We start from the raw sequence: 16,744 nt of genomic DNA, 5'->3' as shown, positions 1-16,744 counted from the left end.
GTCCCCGCTTGTCAATCCAACAAAAAAAGCGGCCACTGATGGCCGCTTTAATTATTGGTATCCAGAACGTTTATGACGCCGCAATCAGACCCATGCTTTCCAGTTTCAACAGAACCTGATGGGCACAGTTGTCGACCTCGACATTTTCGGTCTCGACGCTCAGCTCGGGGCTGTCGGGTACGTCGTAGGGGTCCGAAATTCCGGTAAACTCTTTGATTTTGCCTTCGCGTGCCAGCTTGTACAGCCCCTTGCGATCGCGGCGTTCGCATTCCTCAATACTGGTCGCCACGTGAACCTCGCAGAAGGCACCGAACTGTTCGATCTCTTCCCGGACCGCGCGGCGGGTCGTGGCATATGGTGCGATCGGCGCGCAGATTGCGATACCCCCATTTTTGGTGATCTCGCTGGCCACATAGCCGATGCGGCGGATGTTCAGGTCGCGGTGTTCCTTGGAAAAGCCGAGCTCAGACGACAGGTTTTTCCGCACAATGTCACCATCCAGCAGGGTAACAGGGCGGTCACCCATCTCCATCAGTTTGACCATTAGGGCGTTAGCAATTGTCGACTTGCCTGAACCCGAGAAGCCAGTGAAAAACACGGTGAACCCTTGCCGCGAACGTGGTGGGAAGCGGCTGCGCAGCTCTTGCACGACTTCGGGGAACGAGAACCATTCCGGAATCTCAAGACCTTCACGCAAACGGCGGCGCAGTTCGGTACCCGAGATATTCAGGATGGTGACGTTGTCCTTGTCGAGGATTTCATCATTCGGCTCGTATTGGGCGCGTTCCTGCACGTAGACCATGTGTTTGAAGTCGACCATTTCGATGCCGATTTCGTCCTGGTATTTGCGGAATAGGTCTTGGGCATCATAGGGGCCGTAGAAATCTTCGCCCTGACTGTTCTTGCCGGGACCGGCGTGATCTCGACCAACGATGAAGTGGGTGCAGCCGTGGTTGGCGCGGATCAGCCCGTGCCAGACCGCCTCGCGCGGACCAGCCATTCGCATAGCCAGATTCAGAAGCGACATCGAGGTGGTGGAGGCCGGGTATTTGTCCAGCACAGCCTCATAGCAGCGCACGCGGGTAAAGTGATCGACGTCCCCCGGTTTGGTCATGCCTACGACCGGATGGATCAGCAAGTTGGCCTGTGCCTCTTTTGCGGCGCGGAAGGTCAGTTCCTGGTGTGCGCGGTGGAGCGGGTTACGCGTCTGAAACGCCACGATGCGACGCCAGCCGACCTTGCGGAAATAGGCGCGCAACTCGTTAGGCGTGTCGCGACGCGCGCGGAAGTCATAATGAACCGGCTGCTGAATACCGACCACCGGCCCGCCCAGATAAACCTTGCCTGCCACATTATGCAGATAATTCACCGCAGGGTGGGCGTCGTCATCAGCACCAAAGACCTTTTCGGCCTCGCGCGCTTTGTCGGGCGTCCACCGATCCGTCACGGTCATTGTGCCCAGAATAACGCCTTCCTGATCGCGCAGTGCGATGTCCTGGCCTAGTTCGATTTTGTCGGCGAACGCTTCGTCTACGTCCAGCGTGATGGGCATCGGCCAAAGGGTGCCGTCGGCCAGCCGCATGTTTTCAACGACATTGTCGTAGTCCGCCTGGCCCAGAAATCCCTTGAGCGGATTGAACCCGCCGTTCATCAGCAATTCCAGATCGCAGATCTGGCGGGGGCTCAGGTCCCAGCTGGTCAGATCGGCGGCTTCCACCTTCATTTTTTGTGCCGACTCGTATGACACGTACAATTCGGGGATAGGGGCCAGGTTACTTAACATCGTCATTGGAATACTCTTGTCGAAGTGCTTTTTTGCCGTTGAGTTAAGGGCGTTTGCCCCGGCATTTGGGTGAAGTCCATATACCTTGATGAAACTAAGGACGATATGCGCGGTTTTTTCCCGCAATGGAAGGATTTTCCGGTTTGTGACACAAACCGCGAAGTTGGTCCCTGCGGTGGGCAACAATTCCACTGAATTGAGGGCGAGTGTTCTTATGCAGCGACACTGGTGTTCAAATCCGCGGCTGTGTGGACGGGCAAGGCGGGAATCGGGCGTGTCACACCGCGCAACTCAAACGAGCGGACTTGCCGCATATCGCCCTCATAGCCTGCGGCCAGCAACAACTCTTCTGAGACCAGAAGTTCGCAGCCCAGTGTTTTGGTTTCAGCCTCCAACCGGCTGGCCACATTGACGGTGTCTCCAATGATCGTGCGAGCGGCATGGCCTGCAGCGCCGATTTCGCCCAAAACGAGGTCGCCCAGATGCAAGCCCATTCCTATGCGAATTTTAGGGCTGCCCTCGGATTCCAACTGCTGATTGAAACGTTGCAGGGCCAGGCTGATTTCAGCGGCCCCCTTCATTCCCGCCCGGGCCGAGCTTTGGGCGTCGGCGGTTTCGAATACCGCAAGTAGGCCGTCGCCCATGTATTTGTCCACCACTCCGCCTTCGGCGGTGATCGCGGGAACGATGGCGTCAAAAAATCGGTTCAGCAGGAAAACGATGTCATAGGGCAACTGGCCGGTGGTGCGAGAGGTGAAGCCGCGCATGTCCAGAAACAGAACCGCCAATTGCCGCTCCTGACCCTGGCTTGCATGTGCCCGGTGTCGGGCGCCGTCCGGGCGAAACATTCGAAACGCCGTGATCGGCGCGGTCGGCCGGATCTGGCAAGCTAGCCGGGCACCATCCGGGGCGCTGACTGCGGCAAGGCTTCGGGCTTCGACCTCACCGGGTTCAGGCAGTTGATCCGCGCCATCCTCGACAATCACACGGCAGGTGGTACAGCGCCCTTTTCCACCGCACAGCGCGGTGTGCGGAATCCCGTTGGCTTGAGATATTTCAAGTAAAGTCATGCCTTTTTCGGCAACGACCTCAGGGCCCTGAACATACTTGACGCGCACAGAATGTCGGCGGCGCCACAGCTTGCGGATCGCAAAAACCGCCAGGGATGCTCCAAGGGCCACCCAGAACGCCATCAGCGCATTGTCCTTGACGTTGAACAGGGTCTGAAATTCTTCTGGAGAAGGCCAGTTGTAGTGCTCGATATATTGTTCGCGCAAAAAAGGATCTGCAAAATCGGCCCAGATCCGGCGCCCTTCCGTCAACACTCCGGTAAGAGCAAATGTCGGAACGAACACAGCCAGACCAATCAGATAAGGTACCAGTTTGGGCCACCATTTGGTCAGCCGTAGCCACATGTGCAGTCCGAGGCAACCATGCACCCAAACTACCAATAACAGCAGGCTTTGCATCCAGACCGCGTAGCTGGGCCACATCAGCACGATGATATAGCCCATTTCATCGTTCACATCGAAGACCGTGTTCGCATATCGCGTTTGCACGATATGTGAGATCAGTTGTAATGGGATCAACAACCCCAGCACCATCTGCAACCCCGTGCTGAACGGCATTCGCAATGTCCTGCGCTGGCTAATTGAATACAGGGCCAACCCTGCGTGAATTAGCAGAGCAGCATAGAGGATTGCGCTTCCGATCCCGTGGCGCGTGATCACATGCCGGGCATCCTGCATGTCATGCAGGTAGTCCGTGTGAAACAGACCAAGGCCGATATTGATGAAATGAAAGAACGCAAAGGCGAACAGAATCAGGCCGCTACCGATCCTTAGCCGGGTTGCCCACCCGCCTTGCCACAGAACAGTTTTCAATCAGATCACCCGCATTCGTCTCGTCTGAGGCCGAGTCTGATACGCCACAGCTTAGCGGTCAAGCGGAGGTTGTGCGTAATGCGGCGTCCAATTCGTCGGCGGTGCATCCATACCGATAAGGGAAGGCGACGGGTCGAACAGGATAATATGGCTGAGTTCGGGGCGCGAGCGCGAGCTGTACAGCAACCCGTCCGCGCCAATGCTGCGCGCGTGGTCCGAGAACCGCCATGTGGGTGAGATGCCCTGTTCGGCGTGAATATCCTGCCATATGACAGATGCGTCAGACTGCCCCCGTAGGTCGACCAGCTTTGCGTCTGTCACGTTCGCCTGCACCAAAACCCGTGGCGGATCGCCTGCCGTGACATATCGCCGAATGGCGATTCCGGCGCCCTCCGCGCTGAGCGATGCGTAAAGCGCTGGCTGTCCTGAGTAATGAAAACGCCCCTCTGGCGCCCGAGCAGGGGCCAAAGGGGCGTCCAATTGTGACAGAAACAAAATTCTCCAGACCGGGCCAGAGAATTTCAGCATCTGATTAGTCCTGTTCGGCCAGGAAACGCTCGGCGTCCAAGGCGGCCATACATCCCATTCCCGCGCTGGTGACAGCCTGACGGTAGATGTGGTCTGTCAGGTCGCCCGCCGCGAATACACCCGGCACCGAAGTTTCGGTCGAGCCCGGTTTTGTCACGACATAGCCGCCCATATGGGATTCCAGCGAGTCCTTGACCAGTTCATTGGCTGGCGCGTGCCCGATCGCAACAAAAACGCCCTTGCAGGGGATCTCGGTGACCTCACCGGTCTTCACGTTTTTGACGCGCACACCCTCGACACCCAGTGGGGCATCGGTGCCGGTCACCTCTTCCAACTCATGGAACCACAGGGGTTCGATTTTCTCATGCTTTAGCAGACGGTCCTGAAGGATCTTTTCCGCGCGCAGCTCATCCCGTCTGTGTATCAGCGTGACCTTGCTGGCAAAATTAGTCAGGAACAGCGCCTCTTCCACGGCGGTGTTGCCGCCGCCGATCACCACGATTTCCTGTCCGCGATAAAAGAATCCGTCGCAGGTGGCGCACGCCGAAACGCCAAAGCCCTTGAATTTTTCTTCTGACGGCAGCCCCAGCCATTTGGCGCGCGCGCCGGTGGCCAGAATGACCGCATCGGCGGTGTAGATGGTTCCGCTGTCGCCTGTTGCGGTGAACGGGCGTTTACTGACGTCCAGATCGTTGATTATGTCACCGATGATTTCACAGCCCATCGCTTTGGCGTGGTCTTGCATACGCACCATCAGGTCGGGGCCTTGAACCTCGGTATCTCCGGGCCAGTTTTCGACCTCGGTTGTTGTGGTCAGCTGGCCACCCGGCTCGATGCCCTGAACCAGAATCGGCTCCAGCATCGCGCGGCTGGCATAAACGCCGGCCGTGTAACCGGCCGGTCCCGATCCGATGATCAGAACCCTGGTGTGTCGTGTTTCGGCCATGGTACCCCCAACTCGATCTGCCTGATTGGGGCGCGTAGCCCCTGACGGATGGATATAGCGACCACCGCGCAGGGCTTAAACCCCCAACCTTTTGACAGGCTGCTATGCGATTGCCGGTGGGCGCCCAAAAAAAGAACATTGAAAATATAGAATATTGCGCGGATGCGAAAGATAATTGCGCATTGATCGGGTGCTGATATAACAACCGAAAATTCTAGGAGCATTTCATGGTCGCGATACGGCTGGATGAGATTGATCGCAAGATTCTGGCGGAATTGCAGGCAGACGGTCGTATGACCAATGTTGAGCTGGCAAAGCGCGTAGGTATTTCCGCGCCGCCCTGCCTGCGGCGGGTGCGCACACTTGAGGAGTCCGGGCTGATCCGCGGTTACCATGCCGATGTGAACTCACGCGAGCTGGGGTTCGAGGTTCAGGTCTTTGCGATGGTGGGTTTGGAAAGCCAAGCCGAATCCGAACTCAACACGTTCGAGGAACGCTGCCGCGAATGGCCTCTGGTCCGGGAATGCCACATGTTGAACGGCGAGGTAGATTTCATCCTGAAATGCGTCGCCCCCGACCTGAGCAGTTTTCAGCAATTCCTGACCGGCGAGCTGCTGACAACGCCCAACGTAGCCAGCGTAAAAACATCGCTGGTTATCCGCGGCGCAAAAGACGAGCCCGGCGTTCCCTTCGACGTTCTTGAAGAACGAATGAGCCGGACGGCGTAAACATCATCCGCTTTTGATGCGGTTTTGACGGCGGCAGAAAAGCTGCGACCGTCAATGATAGAACCCAACTAAGTATTAGCTGCATGATGCCCCCACATTGCAGTTAATTTCCGTTTTCAGGCCGTGAGCGCGTCCACTTCGCCGTCTCCGGCGCGCGGCAGAACCAGCGGGCCAAAATCATTCAGCGATTCGATGTGCGCAAACAAGTTCAGGTAGATCGACCTAAGTGATCTGCTGACCTGCCGCACGGCGTTGACGCCCGGATGGTAAGATTCGAATTGCAGGCCGTCGACCTTGATGACCGAGTGGCGTTTCAGGCAGATGTGAAACAGTTCGATCGGGGTCGGCGGTAGCGTTTCGATCACGCTCATACCGTCCTGGAATTCATGAACAGGGGTCAGGATTTCACTGCCCCCGTGCAAATGGCGCAGGTGCGCAGGCGCACCCAGCAAGCGCGCGGCAGGCCCCGCGATCACGCCAGACAGCGGCTTTTGCATCCCAAACGTATCAGCCATGATCCGCGTTAGCGGGCGCGTTCGGCCACGCGAATCCTCGCGTCCGGGAATCAGTGTCACCGACCCTTTCCACAGAACTGTCTGCAGTTCGCCATCCTGTGTCAGAACCGAGTCGCCCGGAAGCAGATCTTCGATCGCCAATGGGCCGTGTTCGGTTTCCACCAATGATCCGCGCGTAAAAGCGCAGAACGCGTCTTCGAACATGGGCAAAGCCGGGGCGATGTGGCGCGTTAACGATACATCTCCGTTTGGCATCAACGTGCTGACCTCATAGCGCCGCAGCTGCGCCTTTGGTCTTGCTTGTGTCCTTGGGATTTCGCGCAGCATGGTCGAAGTTTCGACCGCGTTTCTGGCTGCACGCGCCAAGGAATGTGGAATTGTCATTTTTATTCCGTCCCCTCTAAAAAGCCGCTCAGACGGGTAGAGCCCTCCGTACAGGGCAACCTGACCGGCATCTTTTTTGTCTTGAATGAGATAGAGACCACAGGGCGCACGCCTTTCCGGCGTCGCAACGCGATGAATTTACGCTTTCCTTTGGTCAACACACTGACCCCCCAGACAAACTCACTACAACGCAAGCGGAAATTACCTGCGCACACACACCCCTGAACCAGGCCGCTGGAAATTTCAGCGGTTGGTCACACACCGGCCCGGAGCACCCCTCCGATGTGCGTCTTCACCCTTGGAACCGGCAGCTTGGTTCCTTGGGCCTTTTGGTCAGCGCCGGCGCGCCAAGCGGCGCGCGACCCGGACCGAAGTACTGGAAACCCGTTTCCACGGCATTTCCGGTGCCTGCTCTCGCGTGGCCGCAACAACGGCACTGAGGAAGCGAGATTTGACCTTCATGATATTGTTCCTGCTCGTATCGGAGTGTGAACACCCCGTTTTCCCTTGTCGGATCACTGTGACGCGTCATTGCGGCACCGATAAGGCTGATCCGGGGTTAATGCAGTATAATTGAAGGTCAGCAGGTCCTCTTCCTTTGGAATGCCTCGCACTGCTGGAAAATCGATTGATAAACATCTGAGTGCGGACAATAAAAATCAAAATGTCTCGACTCAAACAGACACAACAATTGTGGCAAAAAAGCGGCGACTTTGCCACAATTGGGGCGCGAGTTATAATTTAATGGCGGAAATCAGGCGGCCGTAATCGGCCTCTTTCGCGTGGGTTGAGCGGCGGTAGGAATAGAATCTGTCCGGGTCTGAATAGGTGCAGTGCCGCGTCCATTCGGCCTGACCCACGCCAGCTTGCCGCAACTTGTGCAAACCAAAGGCGGGCAAGTCGAACTGCAATCGATCCCCACTACCATTTGCGAAGAACCTGAGATTATCGGGTGAATCCGCAGCGAATTCATCCAGAAAATCGGGACCGACCTCATAAGCGCCTTGAGAAATCGTCGGGCCAATAACGGCGACAGTGTTTTGTCTTTGCGCCCCTAAAGCCTCCATCGCGTCCAAGGTTGCTTCCAAAACGCCGTCCAGTGCACCGCGCCAGCCCGCATGCGCGGCTCCGATCACATTTGCGTCAGGATCGGCAAACAACACCGGTTGGCAATCCGCGGTCAGAATCGTCAGCGCCAATCCAGGGGTCGCGGTGACAACGGCATCTGCCTTGGGCTTTTCTCCATTGATCGGCGCGTCCACTGTCAGAACAGTCGGCGAATGCACTTGATGTACGCCGACCAAAGCATCCGATTCGACCTCCATCGCGGCGGCGACGCGCTGGCGGTTCACCGTCACTGCTTCGGTTTGGTCAGACGAGCCATAGCCGCAGTTCAAACCCGAAAATATACCGGAAGATGCACCGCCCCGGCGGCTGAAGAATCCGTGGCGGACAGGCGAAAGGATGTCCGAGGTCAGAATTTCCAAAGTCATGGTTCCAGTCCCGGTGGAGGAGCAGCATATGAGGGGTAGAGGCCCAGTACTTTGAACAGGTTTCCCATTTCCTCGGGGTGCGTCAACCGGCGATGTGCAGCAATGAGTGTCTCAAGCTCAGTCCCGCCGAGTGGTGATGCCAATGCCTGTGCGCGGGCAGTGATGCCGAGTCGCTCCAGAAATATGCCCTGAGGTGTCAGCTTTGTATGCGCGCAACCCGCCGCGCGTGCCGCCAGGGCAAGGGGTTCGAAATCTACATGCGCGGTCAAATCCGCATGACCCGGCGCTTGGAGGGGATCAACACGTTCATGTGATTGCAAAGCTTGAAACGTGTCGCCCAGCGAATGCCAGTCTCCATAATCAACGATCAATGCAGTGCCACCACACGATGCGATCCGGCCTGCGATCACGGTCAGAATCGGAATAGCGGCCGCGCAAAGTTCGACCAGATCGCCGTCTTCAGTGTCGGTAATGCGATCCGCAAGAGCGACCTGACTGGTGTTGGGCCCCAGGCCAAATGCTAACGATTCGCCTTCTGCGCCGATGAGACGTTCGTGCCAGCCATCACCGTCACGCAGGAACTGGCGGATCGGCAGTGCGTCAAAGAACTCGTTCGCCACCAGAAACAGAGGGGCTTTGGGCAAGTCGGTAAGCGAATCGATCCAGCGCGGGTCGTGATTGCTGAGTGTTTGGGCCTGTCTGTCCCGAAGCGCAGGAGAGGCTTCGAACAATACGATTTCGGCCGCCTCATGGAAGCCCGGCACGCTGCGGGTCGCGCGCAGGATATCTTCCATCAGGGTGCCGCGTCCCGGCCCCAACTCGGCCAGCGTGAAACTGTCCGGCTTGCCCTGATCTATCCAGCATTGCGCCAGGCTAAGACCGATCAACTCGCCAAACATCTGGCTGATTTCCGGGGCTGTGATGAAATCCCCCTGTGCGCCCAAAGGATCGCGGGTGGTATAGTACCCGAACTTGGGGTTCAGCAGGCATTCGGTCATGAAATCGGCGACGCTCATCGGGCCGTTCAACGCGATTTGCGCCAGCAGGTGGTCCTTCAGTTTCATGGCGCCGATCGCGCGCGCAACGCGAGCCAAAGGCCAAGTGCGATCATCGGCAGAGACAGAAGTTGTCCCATCGTCAGACCGTATCCGCCAAGATGCCACGCTAGTCCCAGCGGATTGCCGGGCGAGACAAATTGCGCATCGGGTTGGCGAAAGAACTCGGCGAAGAACCGCGAAGCCCCATAGCCTGTTAGAAAGACGCCGGTCACGAGGCCTGGCTTGTGAAATGCCCCGCGCCGGTAAGCCATCCACAGGAGAACTGTGCCCAGCAACAACCCTTCCAGCGCGGCTTCGTACAGTTGCGAAGGATGGCGGGCACACATTCCGGCGACAACGCCGGGGCAATCTTGCGCGGCAGCGCCGGGAAAGATCACCGCCCACGGAACCTCGCTGGGTCGTCCCCAAAGTTCGGCATTCGTGAAATTCGCCAGTCGGCCCAGCAGCAAGCCGGGTGGAACAGCGTGTGCAATCAGATCGGCCATGGATAAAATCGGTATCTGATGCCGACGACCGTAAAGGTATGACGCGACAACAACCCCCAGCAGCCCCCCATGAAAGGCCATCCCACCCTGCCAGATCTTCAGGATCTCCAGCGGGTGCGAGAGGTAATAACCCGGTTGATAGAACAGAACGAACCCAAGACGCCCGCCCAGAATAACGCCCAGGATGATCCAGGTGATCAGATCTTCCAACTGCTGCGGCTTCATCGGGGGTGTTTCTGCGGGCCAAAGGGCAGGGCGTTTCAATGCCATAGTGCCCAGTCGCCATGCGATCAGAATGCCGACGATATAGGCCAGCGCGTACCACCTGAGTGCGAACTCCATCCCGAACAGCGAGATCGAGAACAATTCGGGCGAAAGGTCGGGGAAATTCAGAACAGCCTGCATGTGCGTCTCATTGCCCGGGGTTTGCGGGGCAAGTCAACCTTGAGCCCGGGCCAATCTTTACCCATATAGAGACCAACCGCGATACCGGAGTAAAGCCATGCAAACCCGTAATAAGATTCTTGATGACGTTTCCCAGCTGATGACCAATGCTATGGGCGTGGCCCAAGGCGCGCGGGAAGAGGCCGAGAATGCGATGAAGTCGATGATCGATCGCTGGCTGGCTGACCGCGATTTCGTCACGCGTGAGGAATTTGATGCCGTGCGTGCCATGGCGCAGAAAGCGCGTGAAGAGAACGCCGCACTTGAGGCGCGCATTGCCGCGCTTGAAGCCAAGCTGGACAAATAAGTTCCGCAAACCCGAAATTTTGAGAAAAGAAAGCCGCCGCGCAATCCGGCATTGGATTGTGCGGTGATGTGTATTCTGACGTCTTGCTGAATTTAATCAAGACAAAGCTGTGTGAGCGGCCAATATTTTGATCGCCGTTGCCGACTGTCCACAACTTATTGCTGTTATCCCCAACAAATAGGGTTGCCAGAACCCTGCCCGCGGCGCACCATATCTAGTACAGGCAGACTGGGGAAGCCCGGCTTGTAGAGCAAGCAACTAGCGCTGGGGCGCTGCCAGCCCCTAAAAGGCTAGAGATTAGTGAGGTGGCATTATGGCCCTTTCCGAACAGTTTCTCGAAGAAGACCTTCATCCAATCGACATTGTTGAACATCTTGCCGAACACCATGACTGGGATTTCGACCGGATCGGGGATGATCAGATAGCTATGGCTGTTGAGGGGCAGTGGCGCACATACTCGATCACCTTGGCTTGGTCCAACTATGACGAAACGCTCCGCATGGTGTGCTCTTTCGAAATGGACCCGCCATCCGAACGCACGAATGAGCTTTATGAGCTGCTCAACAAGATGAACGATCAGTGCTGGGCCGGTGCGTTTACTTACTGGGCTAATCAAAAGCTTATGGTTTACCGGTACGGGCTGGTTTTGACCGGCGGCCAAATGGCCAGCCCGGAACAGATCGACACAATGATCACCGCAGCGGTGCTGAGCGCTGAGCGTTATTACCCAGCGATCCAGTTGGTCACTTGGGGCAACCGCGATCCCGAGGACGCGATGCAGGTCGCCATTGCAGAGGCCTACGGCCGCGCGTAAAGCTTTGCCCCAAACCGGATAAGGGAAGGGGCAATTATGGACATGTCACGCGTCGCTGAGCAGGGGCTTGTTCTTCTGGGGTGCGGCAAGATGGGATCGGCCATGCTCGCCGGGTGGTTGGAGCATGGCCTTCCTGCGTCAGCCGTCTGGGTAATCGACCCATATCCATCTGATTGGTTGAAGTCGCTAGGCGTCAATATCAACACTCCGTTGCCCGAGGCTCCGGCGGTTGTACTGGTGGCCGTAAAACCTCAGATGATGGGCGAGGCGCTACCGGCAATCAAGGCGCTGGGCGGAGGTCGCAGCCTGTTCGTCTCTGTCGCTGCGGGTACTTCAATTGCTACGTTTGAGGATGCGTTGGGCGATGGCACACCTATCGTGCGGGCGATGCCGAACACACCGGCTGCCATCCGTCAGGGAATTACTGCGTTGATCGGCAATTCGGCCGCTTCAGCCGCCGATGTTGCCTTGGCCGAAAACCTATTGTCCGCAATAGGAGACACGGTTCGTCTGGATGATGAGGCGCAGATGGACGCTGTGACAGGCCTCAGCGGTTCGGGGCCGGCTTACGTCTTCCACTTGATCGAAACGCTGGCAGCTGCCGGACAAGCGCAGGGCTTGAGCCATGAATTGGCGATGAAGCTGGCCAAATCCACCGTCGCTGGGGCAGGGGCCCTTGCTATGGCGGCTGAAGAAGATCCCTCGCAATTGCGCGTAAACGTGACCTCTCCCAACGGTACAACGCAAGCTGCGCTTGAAGTGCTGATGCATGAGGAAGAAGGTTTCCCCGATCTGCTGCACCGCGCCGTTAAGGCCGCAACCGACCGATCCAAGGAGCTGTCCCGTGAGTGAGATTTCTTTCGACGACTTTCTGAAAGTCGACATTCGGGTCGGCAAGGTCCTGCGCGCCGAACCGTACCCCGAGGCCCGCAAGCCCGCGATCAAGATGTGGATCGACTTTGGTAATGAAATTGGCGAGCGCAGAACCTCAGCCCAGGTAACGGCGCATTACGATCCTGCGACGCTAGTGGGCAAGCAGGTGATGGCCGTTGTCAATTTCCCGCCGCGCCAGATTGGCAAGTTCATGTCCGAGGTTTTGGTCCTCGGCTTGCCTGATGAGAAGGGCGAGATCGTCCTTATCGGACCGGATGATGAAGTTCCCGTCGGTGGAAGGATGCACTGATGAATTTGCTGATTGCGCGCCCGATGACCACTGCCGTCGAATCGCGTGCCCGAACCGAGTTTGACGTTGAGATTCGCAGCAGCACTTTGCCCATGTCACCCGAGGAAATGCGGCGCGCCTTGGCTGAGTTCGACGTGGTTGTGCCCACTCTGGGCGATCAGTTTTCGGCTAAGGTTTTTGCCGCGGTTCCGCAGCCGCGCTGCAAATTGCTGGCCAATTTCGGTGTAGGTTACAACCATATTGACGTTGCAGCCGCGCGGGCGGCAGGGATTGAAGTCACTAACACCCCTGGTGCTGTTACCGATGCCACGGCTGATATCGCAATGACCTTGCTTCTATCGACGGCGCGCCGCGCAGGTGAGGGTGAAAGGCTGGTGCGTTCCGGAAACTGGCAGGGCTGGCATCCGACGCAAATGCTGGGTCATCACGTGACCGGAAAACGCGTTGGAATCGTCGGGATGGGCCGAATTGGTCAGGCTATTGCCTGGCGCTGTCATTTTGGTTTCGGGATGGACGTGGCCTACCAGTCGCGCAGCCCGAAAGAAGTGGAGTTTCCCGCTGAAAATATCCCGGACTTGAAAGAACTGGCGTCTGCGGTAGATTTTCTGGTGCTCGCCGTTCCGGGTGGTGTAGAAACGCGCCACCTCATTAATGCACAGGTGCTAGAGGCGATGAAACCCTCGGGTATCCTTATCAATATTGCGCGCGGAGAAGTCGTGGACGAATCTGCCTTGATCACCGCCCTGCAAGCCGGTCAGCTCGCAGGGGCCGGCCTTGACGTGTATGAGTTCGAACCCACTGTTCCGCAGGCGCTGCGCGATATGGAGAATGTGACAATACTGCCGCATCTCGGCACAGCGACGGAAGAGGTGCGCACTGATATGGGGCAATTGGCGCTGGATAATGTTGCGGCATATGTTGCAGGTCGCCCATTGCCGAACCCGGTCTAGCGCCCGACGGCTTCACGCCAGTGTTTGCGGCAAAGCGAAACATAGGTTTCATTGCCGCCGATCTGCACTTGCGCGCCTTCAGTGATGGCGTTGCCGTTTTCGTCCTGGCGGATAACCATCGTGGCCTTGCGCCCGCATTCACAAATGGTCCGCACTTCGCGCATTTCGTCGGCCAGGGCCAGCAGGGCAGCTGAGCCGGGAAACAGGCGGCCCTGAAAATCTACGCGCAAGCCATAGGCAAGGACGGGAACTCCAAGGTCATCCACCGCGCGCGCAAGCTGCCAGACTTGTTCTTCGGTCAGAAATTGCGCCTCATCCACAAAAACGCAGGTGACGTTCCCTTTTTTCAAGCGCTGTTCAATCATCGCGAAGACGTCGTTTTCAGCTGCGAACGTGTCCGCATCAGCCGAGATTCCGATGCGCGAGGCGATCTTGCCGACACCGGCCCGGCCGTCTAAGGCTGCGGTCATCAGATAGGTGTCCATGCCCCTCTCACGGTAGTTGTGCGAGGCTTGCAGTAACACGGTCGACTTACCCGCGTTCATTGTCGAATAATTGAAGTATAGTTTTGCCATGACCCGGGTCTAAAACGCCTGTCTTATCCGGGCAAGCCATCAAAAGCGCTTGAATAAGCGACGTCGCCGTTATTGTTGCAGAGGTCGAGCGTAAGCCCATTGGGGATGGATCCCCCCGCCTCAACAACAGCGACGCCATCGGCCAACATGCGGCCTAACCGTAGCGGGACAAGAAAACCGACCCGCAATCACTCATTACTGGCATGAAATGCCCCCACTCACTCACAAAACCCCTGCTTATCTGAGGGATAGCCAACATATGACATTTCAATTATGAATCGAGTATGGGAAATTTCTTTTTCCTTTCCCCCGCAATGGCAGATTTAGTGGGGCGTGCAGGCAGTAAAGGTAAAAATATGGCAGATATCGGGGCCTACCTGAAAAAACACACTGAAGCGCTGGTCAAGGATGTCGGAATCGAATCCGCATGCGAGATTACAGGCAAATCCAAAGCCACATTGGGCCGTTACTATTCTGACAATACGGAACATGCTGACAGGTTCATGCCAGTGGATGCAGTGGCAAGACTGGAGGCTGTGTCGAACTTCCCTCACGTCACCTCGGCGCTGGCCGACCTGAAAAATATCACTCTGTCTTATGACGGCCGCAATGACGACAGCCCCCGCACCGGTGGCGTGAATTCAGACGTGATCGCGCTGAGCCAGCGTTTTGCGATGTTGATGACCGAGTATCAGTCGGCAATCGAGGACGGCATCATTACGGTGAACGAGGCCAAGCGCTTGTTGAGGGAAACCAGCCAGCTGCAACAAGTCCTTCTGGACATGAAACTGCATCTGGAAGAGGAAAGCGTAAGCTGAGGTTCCTAAGCAAATCACCAGGAATTTTGGGCGGTGAGTTTCGAGAGAATTGTTGCCCACCGCGTAGCGGCATAAAGTCCGCTGCGAATTTTTTGCTGAATCAAGCCAAGTGAACCGAATACACGTTGTTCAGGTACTTTTGGTTTTCGATCCGAAAATGGGTCTCTCCGACATGATCGAATCCCTGCGCAAGGTAGAAAGCGATAGCCGGGTCGTTTTCAGCGTTCGTCGCAAGCCAAACTGAAGCGGCCTGTTGGTCACGGCAGAATTGTAGCGCCGCGTTCAACAAACGTTTGCCAATCCCCTTTCCCTGGTGACGCGGCTGTACGTAGAAAGTAGCGATTTCAAATTCTGAGCAGCCGGGCACCGGCGCCATGCTTCCAGAGGAAACACGTATGAACCCGTCGATCCCTTCCTCATTTTCCGAGGCGATGATGAACTGAGTGGGATCGCGTATGAGTTTCTCGATATTCGATGGCTGGAACTCTTCCAGCGCATAGTCCGCAAAAAAGGCACTTACGCCGCGCTTCAGATAAGTGCCCACCCATACCTCAATCGAAATTGCGGCAATGCTGGATGCATCCGTTATTTTTGGCCTGCGTAATGTCATGGACGACAGATGACAGCTTGCAAGTCTGGGTCAATGCCAAAACCTGGAGTGCACCCAGAGGCGGTGCAGCTTTCGCTGCATCAGTATATTACCCGTGCCGCTTAACGATCACTGAACCCACCGAGTAGCCCGCTCCGAAAGAACAGATCAGCCCGATGTCACCGTCTGAAAGATCATCTGAATATTTGGAAAACGCGATGATTGATCCGGCCGAAGACGTGTTTGCATAGTCTTGAAGGATGTTGGGTTGTTCGCCCTGCTCAGGCTCACGACCCAGAACCTTTTTGCCGATGAAATCATTCATGGTCTTGTTGGCCTGGTGCAGCCACAGGCGCTTCAGGTCGTCGCTGTGTACGCCCTCCGCGTCCATGTGATCGGAGATGTGCTTGCTCACCATAGGCAGTACCTCCTTGAACACCTTGCGGCCGTTTTGCATGAACTGCATGTCACGGCGATCGACCACTCCGTCAGGACGCGAGCGGCGCAGGAAGCCGTTGTTATTGCGAATATTGTTTGAAAACTCGGTCGCGCAACGGGTCGACAGGATTTCGAAATGCGGACCCTTTGCGTCTTCCACCCGTTCGATCAGGGTGGCGGTGGCCACGTCGCCAAAGATGAAATGGCAATCGCGGTCGCGCCATTCCAGATGGCCGGAACAAATCTCGGGGTTGACCACCAATGCGGCGCGGACCGAACCAGAGCGAACCATGTCCGCAGCGGCCTGAATTCCGAATGTGGCTGAAGAACAGGCGACGTTCATGTCAAACCCGAATCCGTTGATTCCAAGTGCCTGCTGTATCTCGATAGCAACCGCAGGATAGGCGCGTTCGTGGTTCGAGGCGGCGCAGATAACCAGATCAACGTCTTCGGCAGTACGCCCGGCCTGTTCCAGTGCCTTTTGGCAGGCATCCACGGCCATTTCGGTCATAATGCCCGGCTCATCATCACTGCGTTGACGCAGAAGGGGGTGCATCACATCAGGGTCCAGAACACCGTCCTTGTCCATTACGTACCGCTTTTCGATGCCCGATGCCTTGACGATGAATTCTTCCGACGAATGCTGCATCGGTTCCACCTCGCCCGCCGCAATCGCATCTGCGTTTTGGGCGTTCATCTTGTCGGCGTAGGCGTTGAAGGCCGTGACAAGTTCGGCGTTTGTAATGACGTTTTCTGGGGTGAAAACACCTGAGCCGGTGATCGCGGGCGTGTACATGATAAGACCTGAATGTTTCGGATTTGC

General features: G+C 56.8%; 19 protein-coding genes. 7 read left to right on the top strand and 12 right to left on the bottom strand.

Going from position 1 to position 16,744, the window contains the following annotated elements; all coding sequences use genetic code 11:
• Positions 1–70: 70 nt before the first annotated feature.
• From ACR0AK_RS12415 to trxB, 4 genes are all read right to left on the bottom strand, one after another.
• Positions 71–1,789, bottom strand: a complete 1,719-nt coding sequence (locus ACR0AK_RS12415; protein WP_480793505.1) for a bifunctional sulfate adenylyltransferase/adenylylsulfate kinase — start codon at positions 1,787–1,789, stop codon at positions 71–73.
• A 206-nt stretch (positions 1,790–1,995) separates the two neighbouring features.
• Entirely contained in the window at positions 1,996–3,666 is a 1,671-nt protein-coding gene (locus tag ACR0AK_RS12410; RefSeq protein ID WP_480793504.1) for an adenylate/guanylate cyclase domain-containing protein, read from the bottom strand.
• A gap of 51 nt (positions 3,667–3,717) precedes the next feature.
• Positions 3,718–4,194 carry an RES family NAD+ phosphorylase gene (locus ACR0AK_RS12405; RefSeq protein WP_480793503.1) on the bottom strand — a complete coding sequence of 159 codons (477 nt, stop codon included), beginning with the start codon at positions 4,192–4,194 and terminating at the stop codon, positions 3,718–3,720.
• A 4-nt stretch (positions 4,195–4,198) separates the two neighbouring features.
• Positions 4,199–5,140, bottom strand: a complete 942-nt coding sequence (gene trxB, locus ACR0AK_RS12400; protein ID WP_480793502.1) for a thioredoxin-disulfide reductase — start codon at positions 5,138–5,140, stop codon at positions 4,199–4,201.
• 227 nt (positions 5,141–5,367) lie between these two features.
• Here trxB and ACR0AK_RS12395 point away from each other — a divergent pair, with 227 nt between their 5' ends.
• On the top strand, positions 5,368–5,868 hold the full coding sequence (locus ACR0AK_RS12395; RefSeq protein WP_480793501.1) for an Lrp/AsnC family transcriptional regulator: 501 nt from the start codon (positions 5,368–5,370) through the stop codon (positions 5,866–5,868).
• Between the two features lie 116 nt (positions 5,869–5,984).
• Here ACR0AK_RS12395 and ACR0AK_RS12390 read toward each other — a convergent pair whose 3' ends face one another.
• The 5 genes from ACR0AK_RS12390 to lgt form a co-directional block, all read right to left on the bottom strand.
• Positions 5,985–6,767 (bottom strand): Hint domain-containing protein, encoded by a 783-nt coding sequence (locus ACR0AK_RS12390; protein WP_170558975.1) that lies wholly within the window; start codon positions 6,765–6,767, stop codon positions 5,985–5,987.
• Between the two features lie 333 nt (positions 6,768–7,100).
• Positions 7,101–7,229: a hypothetical protein gene (locus tag ACR0AK_RS12385; protein ID WP_302477274.1), complete on the bottom strand. Its 129-nt coding sequence runs from the start codon at positions 7,227–7,229 to the stop codon at positions 7,101–7,103.
• 272 nt (positions 7,230–7,501) lie between these two features.
• Positions 7,502–8,260, bottom strand: coding sequence for a peptidoglycan editing factor PgeF (pgeF, locus tag ACR0AK_RS12380; protein ID WP_170558974.1), 759 nt, complete (start codon positions 8,258–8,260; stop codon positions 7,502–7,504).
• Positions 8,257–9,324 carry a class I SAM-dependent methyltransferase gene (locus tag ACR0AK_RS12375; RefSeq protein ID WP_480793500.1) on the bottom strand — a complete coding sequence of 356 codons (1,068 nt, stop codon included), beginning with the start codon at positions 9,322–9,324 and terminating at the stop codon, positions 8,257–8,259. The genes pgeF and ACR0AK_RS12375 overlap by 4 nt, the downstream gene beginning before the upstream one ends.
• The gene (gene lgt, locus ACR0AK_RS12370; RefSeq protein ID WP_480793499.1) at positions 9,321–10,208 is read right to left on the bottom strand and encodes a prolipoprotein diacylglyceryl transferase; all 888 of its coding nucleotides are present in this window, start codon (positions 10,206–10,208) and stop codon (positions 9,321–9,323) included. Before lgt ends, ACR0AK_RS12375 begins: the two co-directional genes overlap by 4 nt.
• Before the next feature lie 97 nt (positions 10,209–10,305).
• On the opposite strand from lgt, the gene ACR0AK_RS12365 reads away from it, so the two are divergent.
• The 5 genes from ACR0AK_RS12365 (at position 10,306) to ACR0AK_RS12345 (ending at position 13,501) form a co-directional block, all read left to right on the top strand.
• Positions 10,306–10,554 (top strand): accessory factor UbiK family protein, encoded by a 249-nt coding sequence (locus ACR0AK_RS12365; RefSeq protein WP_050604795.1) that lies wholly within the window; start codon positions 10,306–10,308, stop codon positions 10,552–10,554.
• A 313-nt stretch (positions 10,555–10,867) separates the two neighbouring features.
• Positions 10,868–11,368: a type III secretion system chaperone family protein gene (locus ACR0AK_RS12360; RefSeq protein ID WP_170558968.1), complete on the top strand. Its 501-nt coding sequence runs from the start codon at positions 10,868–10,870 to the stop codon at positions 11,366–11,368.
• Between the two features lie 36 nt (positions 11,369–11,404).
• Entirely contained in the window at positions 11,405–12,220 is an 816-nt protein-coding gene (gene proC / locus ACR0AK_RS12355) for a pyrroline-5-carboxylate reductase (RefSeq protein WP_480793498.1), read from the top strand.
• The gene (locus tag ACR0AK_RS12350) at positions 12,213–12,551 is read left to right on the top strand and encodes a tRNA-binding protein (protein ID WP_480793497.1); all 339 of its coding nucleotides are present in this window, start codon (positions 12,213–12,215) and stop codon (positions 12,549–12,551) included. The genes proC and ACR0AK_RS12350 overlap by 8 nt, the downstream gene beginning before the upstream one ends.
• Positions 12,551–13,501 (top strand): 2-hydroxyacid dehydrogenase, encoded by a 951-nt coding sequence (locus ACR0AK_RS12345; protein WP_480793496.1) that lies wholly within the window; start codon positions 12,551–12,553, stop codon positions 13,499–13,501. Before ACR0AK_RS12350 ends, ACR0AK_RS12345 begins: the two co-directional genes overlap by 1 nt.
• Here the strand turns inward: ACR0AK_RS12345 and ACR0AK_RS12340 are convergent.
• Positions 13,498–14,076, bottom strand: coding sequence for a thymidine kinase (locus tag ACR0AK_RS12340; protein ID WP_170558960.1), 579 nt, complete (start codon positions 14,074–14,076; stop codon positions 13,498–13,500). The genes ACR0AK_RS12345 and ACR0AK_RS12340 overlap by 4 nt on opposite strands.
• A 356-nt stretch (positions 14,077–14,432) precedes the next feature.
• Between ACR0AK_RS12340 and ACR0AK_RS12335 the strand changes: the two genes are divergently transcribed.
• The gene (locus tag ACR0AK_RS12335) at positions 14,433–14,894 is read left to right on the top strand and encodes a hypothetical protein (protein ID WP_170559388.1); all 462 of its coding nucleotides are present in this window, start codon (positions 14,433–14,435) and stop codon (positions 14,892–14,894) included.
• A gap of 100 nt (positions 14,895–14,994) precedes the next feature.
• Here ACR0AK_RS12335 and ACR0AK_RS12330 read toward each other — a convergent pair whose 3' ends face one another.
• Together ACR0AK_RS12330 and ACR0AK_RS12325 are read right to left on the bottom strand one after the other, a co-directional pair.
• Positions 14,995–15,504, bottom strand: a complete 510-nt coding sequence (locus ACR0AK_RS12330) for an N-acetyltransferase family protein (protein ID WP_480793495.1) — start codon at positions 15,502–15,504, stop codon at positions 14,995–14,997.
• Positions 15,505–15,592: 88 nt separating this feature from the next.
• Entirely contained in the window at positions 15,593–16,717 is a 1,125-nt protein-coding gene (locus tag ACR0AK_RS12325) for a beta-ketoacyl-ACP synthase III (protein WP_480793494.1), read from the bottom strand.
• Positions 16,718–16,744 lie beyond the last annotated feature (27 nt).

The organism is Ruegeria sp. BI12 (assembly GCF_056537985.1).
Note: the sequence above shows the minus strand (reverse complement) of the source record. Positions and strands in the feature narration are given on the sequence as shown.